Here is a 14005-nt window from a genome sequence, read left to right as displayed (position 1 = left end):
GGGAACAGGTAGATTTTGGGCCGCTTAATTCTTCAGCCGCCAGCCGGTGCGGAAGATCCAGCCGATCCACGCCAGGCACGCCAGCAGGAACAGCGCCGTCACCCCCAGACTGACCCCCGGCGTCACGTCCGAGGTGCCGAAAAAGGTCCAGCGGAAGCCGTTGATGAGATACACGACCGGGTTGAACAACGTCACCGTCCGCCACGGCTCGGGCAGGATCGTCACCGAGTAGAAGGCGCCGCCCAGGAAGGTCAGCGGCGTGACGATCAGCAGCGGGATGACCTGCAACTGCTCGAACCCGCGCGCCCAGATGCCGATGGCAAAGCCGAACAGCGAGAAGGTCACCGCGACCAAGAGCAGGTAGAAGAGCATCGCGACCGGGTGCAGGATCGTCAGGTCGACGAACAGATGGGCGGTGGCGAGGATGACGAGGCCGATCACCATCGACTTGCTGGCCGCCGCGCCGACATAGCCCAGCACCGTCTCGATGGGTGACAAGGGGGCGGAGAGGATTTCGTACATCGTCCCCGTGAACTTCGGCATGTAGATGCCCAGGCTCGCGTTCAGGATGCTCTCCGAAAAGATCGACAGCAGCATGAGGCCCGGCACGATGAATGCGCCGTAGGGCACGCCCGAAACCTGGTTCATCGCCGAGCCGATCGCGGTGCCGAACACCACGAAATAGAGGGTCGTGGTGATGACCGGCACCATCAGGCTGGTCCACACCGTCCGCCGGAACCGCGCCATTTCGAAGCGATAGATCGACCAGATGCCATGCAGGTTCATGCGCGTGTCCCCTCGACCAGATCGACGAAGATATCCTCCAGCGAGGATTTATAGGTTTCCAGATCGACGAAGCCGATGCCGCTGTCGCCCAGCTTGCGCAGCAGCGATGGGATGCCGGTATGCTCGGCGCGCGCGTCGAAGATGTAGCGCAGGCGCTTGCCCTCGTCCTCCAGTGTCAGGTTCCATTCGGCCAGTTCGGGCGGGATCGTCGCCATCGGCTCGGCCAGCGTCAGCACCATCTCGCGCTTGCCGAGCTTCTTCATCATCTCGGCCTTTTCCTCGACCAGGAGCAGCTTGCCCTTGGCGATCACGCCCACCCGGTCGGCCATCTCCTCGGCCTCTTCGATATAGTGCGTGGTCAGGATGATGGTGACGCCGCGTTCGCGTAAGGCATGGACCAGCTTCCACATGTCGCGGCGCAATTCGACATCGACGCCTGCGGTCGGCTCGTCGAGGAAGAGCAGGTCGGGTTCATGGGACAGCGCCTTGGCGATCAGCACGCGGCGCTTCATCCCGCCCGACAATTCCATCAGCTTGGCATGGCGCTTGTCCCACAGCGACAGGTCGCGCAGCACCTGCTCGACATAGGCGGGGTTGGGGGCGCGCCCGAACAGGCCCCGGCTGAAATTGACCGTGTCGATGACACGCTCGAACATGTCGACCGACAATTCCTGCGGCACCAGTCCGATCTTGCGGCGTGCGCCCTTGTAATCGCGCAGCGCGTCATGCCCGTCGACCCGGATGGTCCCGGCGGAGGGCGTGACGATGCCGCAGACGATCGAGATCAGCGTCGTCTTGCCCGCGCCATTCGGTCCCAGCAGCGCAAAAATCTCGCCGCGCCGGATGCTCAGATCGACCGGCTGGAGGGCGGTGAACCCGCCCTTATAGGTTTTGGTCACGCCCTCGACGGACAGGATCGGGTCGGTCATGCGGCAGTCCCCCGTTGGAAGACCGCCGCCTTATCAACGGTTTCGCGCTTCGGCGACGGCCTTTTGCAATTCTTCCAGCGGCAACGCGCCCGACAGGATGCGGTTGCCGACGATCCAGCTCGGCGTGCCGGTCAGGCCCAGCCGCCCGGCGGCCTGCATATTGCGGGCGATCTCGGCATCGGCCTGGGGCTGGAAGGCGGCCATCTTGCTCATATCGACGCCCGCCTTGGCGGCGGCGGCGGCGATGGTCGCGTCGCTGACCGGGCCCCCGGCGTAGAGCGCATCGTGGAAGGCGGCGAACTTGCCCTGCGATGCGGCGAGCAGGCTGGCGCGCGCCGCCGCCCTGCTCGACGGCGCCAGGATCGGCAGCTCGCGATAGACGATGCGCAGTTTCGGATCGGCCTGGGTCAACTGCGTCAACAGCGGCAGGCTGGCCCGGCAATAGCCGCAATTATAGTCGTAGAACTCGACCAGCGTGACATCGCCCTTCGGGTTGCCGGTATAGGCATTGCCGAACGGCTTGGTCAGGTCGCCGCCGATCGCGGCCACCGCCTTGCCCTGTTCACGGTCCTGCAACCGCTGCATCGCCTCGGGAATAACTTCAGGATGGTCGAGCAGATAGGCGCGCACGCTGTCGCCCGAAGCGGCATTCGGCGCAATAATCGGGGCGAGCGCCAAGGCGGTGCCGCCACCGACCAGGCCACCCAGGACCGCGACGGCGGCCAGTGTCTTCAGGCCCATCAGCGGCGCTTCTTCTTGGAACTGGCGGCGGCGTCGGTAGAGGTCATGGCGATATCCTGCGCCCGAATCCATTCGGACGTATTGGGAGTGAGATTGGCCATCGCATAGCGGGCGCTCTGGATGGCAGTGCGTGTGTCGCCCATCATGCTCGCCCGTTCGGCGGTGGCGAGCGCGGCGCGGGGTTCGTCGCCCATCTGTTCATAGGCGGTGCCCAGCTGGACCCAGGCAAAGGGATTGTCCTCGTCGCGCTGGACCGCGACCTTCAGCACCTTCACCGCCTCGGGCAGGTTGCGCTTGTCCTCGGTCGCGATCAGCGCATGGCCGAAGGTCGTGGCGATCAGCGCGTTCTGGCCCGAGCCGATGGTCGCGGCGCGTAATGGCGCCAGCGCTTCTAGCGGCTTGCCCGATTCAAGCAGGATCTGGCCCTGGATTTCCTCGAAATAGGGGTCCTTGGGGTCCTTGGCGATCAGCGCGGCTGCCTCCGCCTCGGCTTTGTCGGGATAGGCGGCCTTATGATAGGCATAGGCGCGCGCGTAATGCGCGTAGACCGACTGATCGCTCTCGGGATATTTGCTGAGCGTCGTCTCGGGCGGCGAGACATAGCCGAACAGCTTGGCCTTCACCCGCAGGAACCGCTCCTGCAGCTTGGCGTCGATCGGCTTGTTCCAGGCGGGCGAGGCCTGGAGATCGGCGGTCAGCGACTGGATGCGCACCGACGACAGCGGGTGGGTCTGCGCGAACGGATCGATATTGGTGTAGCCATAGCGATATTGCTGGTTCTGCAATTTCTTGAAGAAGCTCAGCATCCCCTTGCCGGTGACGCCCGCCGTGGTGAGGTAGCGCGCACCCGCCGCATCGGCCGCCGACTCCTGGTTGCGGCTGAAGGCGAGGACGTTGCTCATCGCCGCCTGCTGCCCCGCCGCCATCACGCCCATGCCCGCCGCACCACCGCCCAGCGCCACCGTGGCCAGACCCAGCACCATCGAAAGCAGCTGCATCTTCATCGCGGGCTTCATCGCCTGTTCGCCCAGGATGACATGGCCGTCGGCGATATGGCCCAGCTCGTGCGCGACGACGCCCTGCACCTCGTTCACATTGTCCGCCGCCTGGAGCAGCCCCGAATGGACATAGACGATCTGCCCGCCCGCGACGAAGGCGTTGATCGAATCGTCGTTGATGAGGACGATCTTCACGTCGCGCGGCGACAGCCCGGCGGCCTTGATCATCGGCGCGGACATCTCGGCGAACAGCGATTCGGTTTCGGCATCGCGCAGGATCGACTGCGCGGCGGACGGCTGCGCCCAGACCAGGATCGTAACGGCGAAGGCGGCGATCAGACGCTTCATGCTTCCTCTATCGACGGGTCGGCCGTGGTAGACAACCGGGTTTGCGGCGGTGATAGTTATTGCCTCTGACACCGGGCGGCTGAACGCCCGGCGAACGAAAAGGGTGGCGCGGCCATGCTGATGATCGATACCGGACAGGTTTCCCCGATGCCCGCCTTGCCGTCCTGCGCCATTCCCGGCGCCCGGCCCGCGACCAAGCGCATGGCGGACCTGCCCACGCCGGTGCATGATGCGTTGCTCGCATCGGTCGGACAGCCGATCGCCGAGGCGGGGGCGCCGTTCAATGCCTCGGACGTGGTGCCGCCGAACGCCCCGCCGCGCGTGCGCTTCCTGCGCGCCTACCGCGTGCGCGACCTGTGGCTGGTCTGGGTCGAGAAGGGCGGCATCGGCCACGACTTCCGCCTGTTCGCCTTTCGCGATGCGGCGAAGGGGGCAAGTGTGGCGGTGCCCGTGCCGCAGGAGGCAAGCCGCAAGCTATGTACCGCGTCGCGGGCGATGGCGGGGAAGGGTTCACACGACAATTATTCCTCCCCTGGCAGGGGAGGTGGCGGGCCGAAGGCCTGACGGAGGGGTGTCGCCCCTATCGAGAGCGGGACACCCCTCCACCAGCTTCGCTGGTCCCTCCCCTTGCAGGGGAGGAATAGGAAAAAAGCCCGCCTTCTTGCGAAGACGGGCTTTGCAAATCGACCGGCGTTAGGCCTGTTCGGCTTCCTTGCGGGCGCGTTCCTCGTAGAAGTTGCGGACCACGTCCCACGCCTCTTCGGCGGTCTCGACATAGGTGAAGATGCCGAGATCGCGCTCGGACACCACGCCTTCCTCGACCAGCGCCTCGAAATTGACGACGCGTTCCCAGAAAGCGCGGCCGAACAGCAGGACGGGAATCGGCTGGATTTTGCCCGTCTGGATCAGGGTCAGCAGCTCGAACAGCTCGTCGAACGTGCCGAAGCCGCCGGGGAAGGCCGCCAGCGCACGCGCGTGCAGCAGGAAGTGCATCTTGCGCAGCGCGAAATAGTGGAACTGCAGGCTCAGCGACGGCGTGACATAGGGGTTGGGCGCCTGCTCGTGCGGCAGGACGATGTTCAGGCCCACCGACTCGGCGCCCACGTCAGCCGCACCGCGATTGGCGGCTTCCATGATCGACGGGCCACCGCCCGAGCACACCACGAACTGGCGCATCCCGCGATCGTCGCGGGGCAGGCGGCTGGTGATCTGCGCCAGCTCGCGCGCGATGTCGTAGTACTTGCTCTTGGCGACGAGATTCTCGGCGATCTTGCGCGACTTGTCGTCATGCGCCAGCGCCAGCAGCGCCTCGGCCTTGGCGGGCTCGGGGATGCGCGCCGAGCCATAGAAGACGAAGGTCGAGGCGATCTTGGCCTCTTCGAGCAACAGCTGCGCCTTTAGCAGTTCCAGCTGAAAACGGACGGGACGAAGGTCTTCGCGTAGCAGGAAGTCCATGTCCTGAAAGGCCAGCGTGTAAGCGGGGCTTTCGGTCTGCGGCGTCGAGACGATCGTCTTGGCGCTCTCGGCGTCCTGGCTGGCATTAGGGAAGACGCGGTTCGGTACTTGGGTTTTATCGGTCATTTTGGAAGATGTAGGGGATCGCCGCCCCTCGCGCTACCGGCAAAAATGCGCGGCATCGTCCTCCAGATGCAGGTGATTGCGGTGCGCCGCGTTATAGTCGGGGCTGAGCACCGTACCGAAGCGCTTGCAGGCGGAGGCGCGGATGACGGTCCAGAATTGCCGCACCTGCGGATCGGCGGAATACCAGTCGTTCAGCAGCGTGATCCGCCGCCCGTCCTTCAGCACGAAGCCGCCGACATCCACCGCGTTGGCCAGCGCATGGCCCGAACGCCGGTCGCCGATCCGCTTGGTCCCGACGATGTTGCGACAGGCATAGGTGCCCATCCCCTCGACCTTGGCGAGCGGCGAGCCCAGGATCTGCCAGGCGGCGGGCGCGACGGCGTTGCGCACCCATCCGGCAAAGGCGCGCGCATTGCCGCATCGCATCGCGGTGACGCCGGTGACGGGCACGCCGATATCGGTCAGCTGCACCGCGCCGTAGAGGCCACAGCCGGGGCCGAGGTCCTTGTCGGGCAGGCGGCGATAATCCACCCCCTCGCGCCGTAGATCGGCCTCGCACTGCGCGGTCTCGCGGATCGGCGGGCGATAGGGTTCGGGGCGGGCGGCCTGCTGGACGGGCCGGTCGGGACGGCCGCAGGCGGAGAGGAGCGAGGCCCCCAGAATCGGAATGACGAGAAACAAGGGGACGCGAACCATGCGGCCCCTTGTTCCTCGCCGTTTCGCTTTTGTCAGCCCCGATCAGTCATGCGGAGGCGTGCCTGCGACATGCTCCAATATGTCGCCCGGCTGACAGTCGAGCGCGGTGCAGATCGCATCGAGCGTGGTGAAGCGGATGGCGCGCGCCTTGCCGGTCTTCAGGATCGACAGATTGGCCAGCGTCAGGTCGACCCGCTCGGCCAGTTCGGTCAGCGACATGCGCCGGTCGAGCAGCAGCCGGTCGAGATTGATGCGGATCGCCATCAGATGGTCCCTTCCGCATCCTCGCGCAGGCGCACGCCCTCGCGGAAGATCTGCGCCAGCACCAGGGTCAGCAGGATCGCGAAAACGCCGTCCACGCCCATCGGCTTGACCATGCCCTGCGCGTCGAAGGGCAGGATAGGGGGCAACACGAATTGTAGCAAATAAGCGACCGCGATGGTGCCCGCGATCCAGTTCAGCCGCCTGACGTTGGCGAGGGTGAAGGGCGCGCCCGCCGCCGTGCTGCGCAGCATCTGGATGAGGGGCAGCAGCGCAGCCCAGGCCAGAGCGAGCACCATCAGCATGACCGCCAGCGCGGCGGCGACCACGCCGGGGGTCTTCATGTCCAATGCCTGTGCATTGATGTGCACCACCCCCAGCGCGCCGGGCGAGATCGCATCGACGATCAGCACCCCAACCGACGCCAGGATGACGGCGGTGACGAATGCCAGAATGGCGAGCAGAACAGCATAGAGCAGTGTGCTGATATGACTGGCGAAGCGTGTCATGGCAGTCTCGTCCTCCATCTCTTGAGAATATTGCTATTCGATAAATAAATATTGAATATCGTGCAACATATTTATTGAAAAACAATATGTGAACGGATTGGAACGATCGGCTGGAGCCGGCCATGCGTATCTGGGCGGTACAGGGTGAAGCGGCCGGACGTTCCGAAACCGCCGCCTCAAGCCATGTGGCGTATGCAAAATTGCGTCATCGCGATTGTGGTTGTCATCTTCGTTCGACATCGCTAGGGCCGTCGACGGGCCACGCGGTCCCAACGCCGCGCGTGCTCTCTGTGAGGAGAGTCTTAAATGACTGATACGACTGCTGCCGACTCCACTCTTGCGCCTGCGAAGCCCGCCACCAAACCGGCGCGTCCCTATTTTTCCAGCGGCCCCTGCGCCAAGCCTCCCGGTTGGGACGCGGCAAAGCTCGCGACGGACAGCCTCGGCCGTTCGCATCGCTCGAAGATCGGCAAGCAGCGGCTGCAATATTGCATCGACCTGATGCGCGAGCTTCTCAAGCTTCCCGACACCCACCGCATCGGCATCGTCCCCGGCTCCGACACCGGCGCGTTCGAGATGGCGATGTGGACCATGCTGGGCGCGCGCCCCGTCACCACGCTCGCCTGGGAAAGCTTCGGCGAGGGCTGGGTGACCGACGCGGTCAAGCAGCTGAAGCTCGACCCCACCGTCCTGCGCGCCGATTACGGCCAGATCGCGGACCTGGATGCGGTCGACTGGTCGAACGACGTGCTCTTCACCTGGAATGGCACTACCTCGGGCGTGCGCGTGCCGAACGGCGACTGGATCGCCGACGACCGTGAAGGCCTGTCCTTCGCCGACGCGACCAGCGCGGTGTTCGCCTATGACCTGCCCTGGGACAAGATCGATGTCGCGACCTTCTCATGGCAGAAGGTGCTGGGCGGCGAGGGCGCGCATGGCGTCCTGATCCTCGGCCCGCGTGCGGTCGAGCGTCTCGAAACCTACACCCCCGCCTGGCCGCTGCCCAAGGTCTTCCGCCTGGTGTCGAAGGGCAAGCTGGCCGAGGGTGTCTTCAAGGGCGAGACGATCAACACGCCGTCGATGCTGGCCGTCGAGGATGCGATCTTTGCGCTGGAATGGGCCAAGGGGCTGGGCGGCGCGGATGCGCTGGTCAAGCGCTCGGACGCCAATGCGGCGGCGTTGAACCGAATCGTCGAGGAGCGCGATTGGCTCGGCCATCTGGCGGCCGATCCGGCGATCCGCTCGACCACCAGCGTCTGCCTCACCGTCGAGGGCGCGGACGAGGCGCTCATCAAGAAGATGGCCTCGCTGCTCGAAGCGGAAGGCGCGGCCTATGACGTGGCGGGCTACCGCGACGCGCCCGCCGGCCTGCGCATCTGGTGCGGCGCCACGGTCGAAACCGCCGATATCGAGGCGCTCGGCCCCTGGCTCGACTGGGCCTACGCCACCGCCAAGGCGGCCTGATCCTTATCCTTGCCCCGGCCAGCGTGCCGGGGACCTTCCCCATTCCACAACCCCGGCCAGCCTGGGGTGACGAGGTGAACCATGCCCAAAGTTCTCATCAGCGACAAAATGGACCCCAAGGCCGCCCAGATCTTCCGCGAGCGCGGGGTCGAGGTCGACGAAATCACCGGCAAGACGCCCGACGAGCTGAAGGCAATCATCGGCGAATATGACGGCCTGGCGATCCGCAGCTCGACCAAGGTGACCAAGGACATTCTGGAGCATGCGACCAACCTGAAGGTCGTCGGCCGCGCTGGGATCGGCGTCGATAACGTCGACATCCCCGCCGCCAGCGCCAAGGGCGTGGTGGTGATGAACACGCCGTTCGGCAACTCGATCACCACCGCCGAACACGCCATCGCGCTGATGTTCGCGCTCGCCCGCCAGCTGCCCGAGGCCGATGCCTCGACGCAGGCCGGCAAGTGGGAGAAGAACCGCTTCATGGGTGTCGAGCTGACGTCCAAGACGCTGGGCCTGATCGGTGCGGGCAATATCGGCTCGATCGTCGCCGACCGCGCGCTGGGGCTTCGCATGAAGGTCGTCGCCTTCGACCCGTTCCTGACGCCCGAGCGCGCACTGGAAATGGGCGTCGAGAAGGTGACGCTGGACGAGCTGCTGGCGCGCGCCGATTTCATCACGCTGCACACGCCGCTGACCGACCAGACCCGCAACATCCTGTCGGCCGAGAACCTCGCCAAGACCAAGAAGGGCGTGCGCATCATCAACTGCGCGCGCGGCGGCCTGATCGACGAGGAGGCGCTGAAGGCGGGTCTCGACTCGGGCCATATCGGCGGCGCGGCGCTCGACGTGTTCAAGGTCGAACCGGCCAAGGAAAGCCCGCTGTTCGGCACGCCCAACTTCATCTCGACGCCGCATCTGGGCGCGTCGACCACCGAAGCGCAGGTCAATGTCGCGATCCAGGTCGCCGAGCAGCTGGCCGATTTCCTGGTCTCGGGCGGCGTCACCAACGCGCTCAACATGCCCAGCCTGACCGCCGAGGAAGCGCCCAAGCTGAAGCCCTACATGGCGTTGGCGGAAAAGCTGGGTTCGCTGGTCGGCCAGCTGTCGCACGGCGCGGTGACGGGTATCGCGATCGAGGCGGAGGGCGCGGCCGCCGCGCTCAACCTCAAGCCGATCACGGGCGCCGTGCTGGCGGGCTTCATGCGCGTCCATTCGGACACGGTGAACATGGTCAATGCGCCGTTCCTCGCCAAGGAGCGCGGGCTCGACGTGCGTGAAGTTCGCCATGACCGCGAGGGCGATTACCACACGCTGGTCCGCGTGACGGTGACGACGGCGGACGGCGAGCGTTCGGTCGCGGGTACGCTGTTCGGCGATCAGGCCCCGCGCCTGGTCGAACTGTTCGGCATCAAGGTCGAGGCCGATCTGGCCGGTCCGATGCTCTATGTCGTCAACGAGGACGCCCCCGGCTTCATCGGTCGTCTCGGCACCACGCTGGGCGAGGCGGGCGTCAATATCGGCACCTTCCACCTAGGCCGCCGCTCGGCGGGCGGCGAGGCGGTCCTGCTGCTCTCGGTCGACGAGGCGGTGGATGCGGAGCTGCTGGCCAAGGTCAAGGCGCTGCCGGGCGTGAAGACCGCGATGGGCCTGGTGTTCTGATCCGATAGGGTTGGATTTTCGGCAAAGGGGTCGGGTGCCAAAAGGCATCCGGCCCCTTTTGGTTTGCGGTCAGTCGAGCGTCGCTTCCGCTCCGCCGAGAAGGGGGCGCGGAGAAGGACCCGATGGCGGCTCTATGGGTTCGAGTCCATCGTCGCGACGCAGCGGCGGGAATTTGGGCGGCGGACGGCCACCCGCCGCAAAAATCGCGGTTATCGCGGCTCGTATCTCTTCCCGCTCCGCATCGGTCATGCGGGGTGGGCCGGTCAGATCCTTGATCGGCATGGGCGATCCTCAGGCGATTCAGACGTCTGCAGGATAGCATGGTTCGGCGAACCGCGCGACGGTCATGGTCCCGGACGGAAGGGCGGGACCTTCTATCGTCCCGCCACTCGTGCCTTAAGCGACGGGGGCCTGCGGAAGCAGCGCATCACGACGCGCACGGATCGCGTCTGCTTCGTCTGGCGTCAGGTCCAGTCTGTCCAGACGCTCGTCGAGCAGAACCGGCAGCGCCGCATCGGGATGCACGACGGCCAGCGTGAAGGTCTCATCCTGAGTGGCGTCGTAATGGGTCCAGGGGCGCTCGTCTTTGGCGAAACCGCTGGCGATCGCCTTGCCGGTCATGGCCGGGTCGATCGGCGCATAGGTGATCCGGCTCCGGTCCTTCTTGTCCGTACGCTGGGTGATCCGCGCCCAGACCGGCCGAAGAGGCGCCGGGTGGCGCATCGCCTTGATCGATGCCGACTGATGCAGGAAGCGTCGCATCATCAGGACCGAAAACAGCGCAAAGACCACCACGACCAGCAGCGAGCCGAGGAAGCGGTTCCAGAACTCGTCGATCGCCAGCGACAGGGTGATATTGTCGGGATTGCCACGCTCGGCGACGATCCGCGTTTCGCGATCCTCGTTGCTGAACGCCAGGTAGGAGAAGTTGACCGCCCGCGACTGGATCACGCCGTCGCGGGGATAGGCGATGGTCGCGTCGCAATGGACACTGAACTTTCGCATCCGGCATTCGCCATCGACCATCGAGGCTTGCGGCACCTCGACGGGCGCGCGCAGGATGCGGTAATCGGCATAGAGTCCCGGCCAGATCGTGGCGACGACGGCAAGCGCGCCGAAACCCAGCAGGATGCTGAACACCAGCAGCCTGTAATGATCGGCAAATCCTGCCCGCCGTACCTTGATGGGCCGCGCGGGCAGCAGCCCCGATGGATCGGGAAGGCCGTAGTCGGTGGTTTTCAACATGCTCCTCCTTGGGTCGGCGGCTATCTATCATCGTTGCGCCAACAGATGCGAAAGCGTTGGGTGGCCAAGGGGTTGCATGCGTAACGAGAAAAGCGAGGGGCAATCGCGGTTGACGCCGCAGGCCTTAGTGACCAATCACGAAACCCATCCGTCGCAGGCCGACGATCGAACGACAGGGTTTTTTGCGCGTGATCCGCTTCCCCACATCCGACCGTGCATGCTTCAAGGACAATGCCCGATGACCGCGCTCCTTCCCGAAGGCTATCACGACCGTCTTCCCCCCTATGCCGATGCCGCCGCCTCGGTGGAGGCGCGGGTGCTGGAGGCGGCACGGCTGCATGGCTATGAGCGCGCCGATCCGCCGTCGATCGAGTTTGCCGAGGCGCTGGGATCGCGGTTGAAGGCGGGCGGCTTGCATGATGCGGTGCGCTTCGTCGATCCGGTGTCGCAGCGCACGCTCGCCATCCGGCCTGACCTGACCGCGCAGGTGGCGCGGATCGCGGCCACCCGCATGGGCCACCACCCGCGCCCGGTGCGCCTCTCCTATGCGGGTACGGTCGTCCGCCTGCGCGGCTCCGAGCTGGCGCCCGCGCGTGAGTGGCGGCAGATCGGGGCGGAGCTCATTGGCCTCGACTCGACCGCCGCCGCCACCGAAGTGGTGCGCGTGGCGGTGGAGGCTTTGGTCGCCGCGGGGACGACCGGCATTTCGATCGACTTCACGCTGCCCGATCTGGTCGACCTGCTGGCTGCCGGGCCGCTGCCTGTCGCGGCCGATCAGGTGGCGGCGCTGCGCGATCGGCTGGATGCCAAGGATGCGGGCGGGGTCGCGGCGATCGCGCCGGACTATCTGCCGCTGGTCGAGGCGGCCGGGCCGTTCGCGACCGCGATGGAGCGGCTGCGCGCCTTCGACACCCAGGGTGTTCTCGCCAGCCGTCTCGACGCGCTGGAGGCGATTGCCGCCGCTTTGGGCGAGGGGGTGTCGATGACGCTCGACCCGACCGAGCGGCATGGCTTCGAGTTCCAGAGCTGGCTGGGCTTTTCGCTCTTCGTCGCGGGCCCCCCGCGCGAGGTTGGGCGTGGCGGCACCTATACGATCTTCCACGAAGACGGCGCGGAGGAGAAGGCCACCGGCTTCTCGCTCTATGCCGACGCGATCGTCGCCACCGCGCCACCAACCGAGCGGCGGCGGCTGTTCCTGCCCTTCGGCACCGCGCCCGCGACGGGTGCCAGCCTGCGTACGCAGGGCTGGGTGACGGTGCAGGCGCTGGAGGCGGGCGACACACCCGAGGCGCAGCTCTGCACCCATATCCTCGACAACGGCCAGCCGCGCGCCATCGCCGGTTGACATACGGGGCCGCGTCCCGCTAGGCGCGCCCCGCACATCATTGGAAACCCCCTCGCGCCGAGTCCTGTCGAAGGGCGCATGGGGTCCGTCCGGCAGGCGGAGCATAGCATCCATGGCAAATGTAGCAGTCATCGGCGCGCAATGGGGCGACGAAGGCAAGGGCAAGATCGTCGACTGGCTGGCCGAGCGCGCCGACATGGTCGTCCGCTTTCAGGGCGGGCATAATGCCGGTCACACGCTGGTCGTCGGCGAGAATGTCTACAAGCTGTCGCTCCTCCCCTCGGGCATCGTGCGGGGTACTCCCAGCGTCATCGGCAACGGCGTCGTCCTCGACCCCTGGGCTTTGAAGGCCGAGATCGAGCGTCTGGGCGAGCAGGGCGTCTATGCCAGCCCCGAAACGCTGCGCATCGCCGACAACTGCCCGCTGATCCTGCCGATCCACCGCGATCTGGACGGTCTGCGCGAGGACGCCAGCGGCGCGGGCAAGATCGGTACGACGCGGCGCGGTATCGGCCCGGCTTATGAGGACAAGGTCGGCCGCCGCGCGATCCGCGTGTGCGACCTGGCGCATCTGGACGACCTTGGCCCGCAGCTCGACCGGCTTTGCGCGCATCACGACGCGCTGCGCGCCGGGTTCGGCGAGCCGCCGGTCGATCGCGAGCGGCTGCTGGCCGATCTGCGCGAGATCGCGGCCTTCGTCCTGCCCTTCGCCAAGCCGGTGTGGCGCGATCTCAACGAGGCGCGCAGCGGCGGCAAGCGCATCCTGTTCGAGGGTGCGCAGGGCGTGCTGCTCGACATCGACCATGGCACCTATCCCTTCGTCACCTCCTCCAACACCATCGCGGGTGCGGCGGCGGGTGGTTCGGGCCTGGGGCCGTCGGGCGTCGGCTTCGTGCTGGGCATCGCCAAGGCGTACACCACCCGCGTCGGCTCGGGCCCGTTCCCGACCGAGCTGGAGGACGAGACCGGCCAGCGTCTGGGCGAGCGCGGTCATGAGTTCGGCACCGTCACCGGCCGCAAGCGCCGCTGCGGCTGGTTCGACTCGGTGCTGGTGCGCCAGTCGGCAGCGGTCGGCGGCATCACCGGCATCGCGCTGACCAAGATCGACGTGCTCGACGGGTTCGACGAGGTGAAGATCTGCGTCGGCTACAAGCTGGGCGACGAGACGCTCGACTATTATCCGACCCATGCGGCGGATCAGGCCAAGGTTGTCCCCGTCTATGAGACGATGGAAGGCTGGCAGGAATCGACGGCGGGTGCGCGGAGCTGGGCCGATCTGCCCGCCCAGGCGATCAAGTATATCCGGCGGATCGAGGAGTTGATCCGCTGCCCCGTGGCGCTGGTGTCGACCAGCCCGGAGCGCGAGGATACGATCCTGGTTCGCGATCCCTTCGCGGATTGATCTTAGAGGCCCCGGCGATGCGTCGGGGCCTTTTTGTTTGC

15 protein-coding genes are annotated in these 14005 nt (G+C 66.2%); 5 read left to right on the top strand and 10 right to left on the bottom strand.

What is annotated here, in order from left to right; genetic code table 11:
- Window positions 1-24 precede the first annotated feature (24 nt).
- From KV697_RS09110 to KV697_RS09095, 4 genes are read right to left on the bottom strand one after another with little or no spacing between them, the layout of a single operon-like run.
- On the bottom strand, window positions 25-786 hold the full coding sequence (locus tag KV697_RS09110; RefSeq protein WP_058745464.1) for an ABC transporter permease: 762 nt from the start codon (window positions 784-786) through the stop codon (window positions 25-27).
- Complete coding sequence (locus KV697_RS09105; RefSeq protein ID WP_219020986.1) at window positions 783-1715, bottom strand: ABC transporter ATP-binding protein; 933 nt, start codon at window positions 1713-1715, stop codon at window positions 783-785. Before KV697_RS09105 ends, KV697_RS09110 begins: the two co-directional genes overlap by 4 nt.
- A gap of 33 nt (window positions 1716-1748) precedes the next feature.
- Complete coding sequence (locus tag KV697_RS09100; protein ID WP_219020985.1) at window positions 1749-2456, bottom strand: DsbA family protein; 708 nt, start codon at window positions 2454-2456, stop codon at window positions 1749-1751.
- Entirely contained in the window at window positions 2456-3802 is a 1347-nt protein-coding gene (locus KV697_RS09095) for a M48 family metalloprotease (RefSeq protein WP_219020984.1), read from the bottom strand. The genes KV697_RS09100 and KV697_RS09095 overlap by 1 nt, the downstream gene beginning before the upstream one ends.
- A 114-nt stretch (window positions 3803-3916) precedes the next feature.
- Here KV697_RS09095 and KV697_RS09090 point away from each other — a divergent pair, with 114 nt between their 5' ends.
- Window positions 3917-4366 (top strand): hypothetical protein, encoded by a 450-nt coding sequence (locus KV697_RS09090; RefSeq protein ID WP_219020983.1) that lies wholly within the window; start codon window positions 3917-3919, stop codon window positions 4364-4366.
- Window positions 4367-4495: 129 nt separating this feature from the next.
- On the opposite strand, the gene KV697_RS09085 is transcribed toward KV697_RS09090, so the two are convergent.
- The 4 genes from KV697_RS09085 to KV697_RS09070 are packed head-to-tail and all read right to left on the bottom strand — an operon-like array spanning window position 4496 to window position 6849.
- Complete coding sequence (locus KV697_RS09085) at window positions 4496-5383, bottom strand: LOG family protein (protein WP_042490639.1); 888 nt, start codon at window positions 5381-5383, stop codon at window positions 4496-4498.
- Window positions 5384-5416: 33 nt separating this feature from the next.
- The gene (locus KV697_RS09080; protein WP_219020982.1) at window positions 5417-6079 is read right to left on the bottom strand and encodes an extensin family protein; all 663 of its coding nucleotides are present in this window, start codon (window positions 6077-6079) and stop codon (window positions 5417-5419) included.
- Window positions 6080-6121: 42 nt separating this feature from the next.
- On the bottom strand, window positions 6122-6343 hold the full coding sequence (locus KV697_RS09075) for a helix-turn-helix domain-containing protein (protein ID WP_219020981.1): 222 nt from the start codon (window positions 6341-6343) through the stop codon (window positions 6122-6124).
- Window positions 6343-6849 carry a DUF2975 domain-containing protein gene (locus KV697_RS09070; protein WP_219020980.1) on the bottom strand — a complete coding sequence of 169 codons (507 nt, stop codon included), beginning with the start codon at window positions 6847-6849 and terminating at the stop codon, window positions 6343-6345. Before KV697_RS09070 ends, KV697_RS09075 begins: the two co-directional genes overlap by 1 nt.
- Before the next feature lie 306 nt (window positions 6850-7155).
- On the opposite strand from KV697_RS09070, the gene KV697_RS09065 reads away from it, so the two are divergent.
- Window positions 7156-8313, top strand: coding sequence for a phosphoserine transaminase (locus KV697_RS09065; protein ID WP_219020979.1), 1158 nt, complete (start codon window positions 7156-7158; stop codon window positions 8311-8313).
- An 81-nt stretch (window positions 8314-8394) separates the two neighbouring features.
- Window positions 8395-9972 carry a phosphoglycerate dehydrogenase gene (gene serA / locus KV697_RS09060; protein WP_219020978.1) on the top strand — a complete coding sequence of 526 codons (1578 nt, stop codon included), beginning with the start codon at window positions 8395-8397 and terminating at the stop codon, window positions 9970-9972.
- Between the two features lie 69 nt (window positions 9973-10041).
- Here serA and KV697_RS09055 read toward each other — a convergent pair whose 3' ends face one another.
- On the bottom strand, window positions 10042-10254 hold the full coding sequence (locus tag KV697_RS09055; protein ID WP_219020977.1) for a hypothetical protein: 213 nt from the start codon (window positions 10252-10254) through the stop codon (window positions 10042-10044).
- A gap of 114 nt (window positions 10255-10368) precedes the next feature.
- Window positions 10369-11217, bottom strand: a complete 849-nt coding sequence (locus KV697_RS09050; RefSeq protein ID WP_219020976.1) for a hypothetical protein — start codon at window positions 11215-11217, stop codon at window positions 10369-10371.
- A 238-nt stretch (window positions 11218-11455) separates the two neighbouring features.
- Between KV697_RS09050 and KV697_RS09045 the strand changes: the two genes are divergently transcribed.
- Both KV697_RS09045 and KV697_RS09040 read left to right on the top strand, forming a co-directional pair.
- Window positions 11456-12562 (top strand): ATP phosphoribosyltransferase regulatory subunit, encoded by a 1107-nt coding sequence (locus KV697_RS09045; RefSeq protein WP_219020975.1) that lies wholly within the window; start codon window positions 11456-11458, stop codon window positions 12560-12562.
- A 112-nt stretch (window positions 12563-12674) separates the two neighbouring features.
- Window positions 12675-13964, top strand: coding sequence for an adenylosuccinate synthase (locus KV697_RS09040; RefSeq protein WP_219020974.1), 1290 nt, complete (start codon window positions 12675-12677; stop codon window positions 13962-13964).
- Window positions 13965-14005 lie beyond the last annotated feature (41 nt).

This window comes from Sphingomonas sanguinis, assembly GCF_019297835.1.
GTDB lineage: Bacteria > Pseudomonadota > Alphaproteobacteria > Sphingomonadales > Sphingomonadaceae > Sphingomonas > Sphingomonas sanguinis_D.
Note: the sequence above shows the minus strand (reverse complement) of the source record. Positions and strands in the feature narration are given on the sequence as shown.

Bases quoted from the DNA above. Each gene is read 5' to 3' on its own strand.
- KV697_RS09085 (WP_042490639.1), bottom strand. From the start codon at position 5,383: ATGACCGATAAAACCCAAGTACCGAACCGCGTCTTCCCTAATGCCAGC.
- KV697_RS09080 (WP_219020982.1), bottom strand. From the start codon at position 6,079: ATGGTTCGCGTCCCCTTGTTTCTCGTCATTCCGATTCTGGGGGCCTCG.
- KV697_RS09050 (WP_219020976.1), bottom strand. From the start codon at position 11,217: ATGTTGAAAACCACCGACTACGGCCTTCCCGATCCATCGGGGCTGCTG.
- KV697_RS09110 (WP_058745464.1), bottom strand. From the start codon at position 786: ATGAACCTGCATGGCATCTGGTCGATCTATCGCTTCGAAATGGCGCGG.
- KV697_RS09075 (WP_219020981.1), bottom strand. From the start codon at position 6,343: ATGGCGATCCGCATCAATCTCGACCGGCTGCTGCTCGACCGGCGCATG.
- KV697_RS09045 (WP_219020975.1), top strand. From the start codon at position 11,456: ATGACCGCGCTCCTTCCCGAAGGCTATCACGACCGTCTTCCCCCCTAT.
- KV697_RS09055 (WP_219020977.1), bottom strand. From the start codon at position 10,254: ATGCCGATCAAGGATCTGACCGGCCCACCCCGCATGACCGATGCGGAG.
- serA (WP_219020978.1), top strand. From the start codon at position 8,395: ATGCCCAAAGTTCTCATCAGCGACAAAATGGACCCCAAGGCCGCCCAG.
- KV697_RS09065 (WP_219020979.1), top strand. From the start codon at position 7,156: ATGACTGATACGACTGCTGCCGACTCCACTCTTGCGCCTGCGAAGCCC.
- KV697_RS09095 (WP_219020984.1), bottom strand. From the start codon at position 3,802: ATGAAGCGTCTGATCGCCGCCTTCGCCGTTACGATCCTGGTCTGGGCG.
- KV697_RS09100 (WP_219020985.1), bottom strand. From the start codon at position 2,456: ATGGGCCTGAAGACACTGGCCGCCGTCGCGGTCCTGGGTGGCCTGGTC.
- KV697_RS09105 (WP_219020986.1), bottom strand. From the start codon at position 1,715: ATGACCGACCCGATCCTGTCCGTCGAGGGCGTGACCAAAACCTATAAG.
- KV697_RS09090 (WP_219020983.1), top strand. From the start codon at position 3,917: ATGCTGATGATCGATACCGGACAGGTTTCCCCGATGCCCGCCTTGCCG.
- KV697_RS09070 (WP_219020980.1), bottom strand. From the start codon at position 6,849: ATGACACGCTTCGCCAGTCATATCAGCACACTGCTCTATGCTGTTCTG.
- KV697_RS09040 (WP_219020974.1), top strand. From the start codon at position 12,675: ATGGCAAATGTAGCAGTCATCGGCGCGCAATGGGGCGACGAAGGCAAG.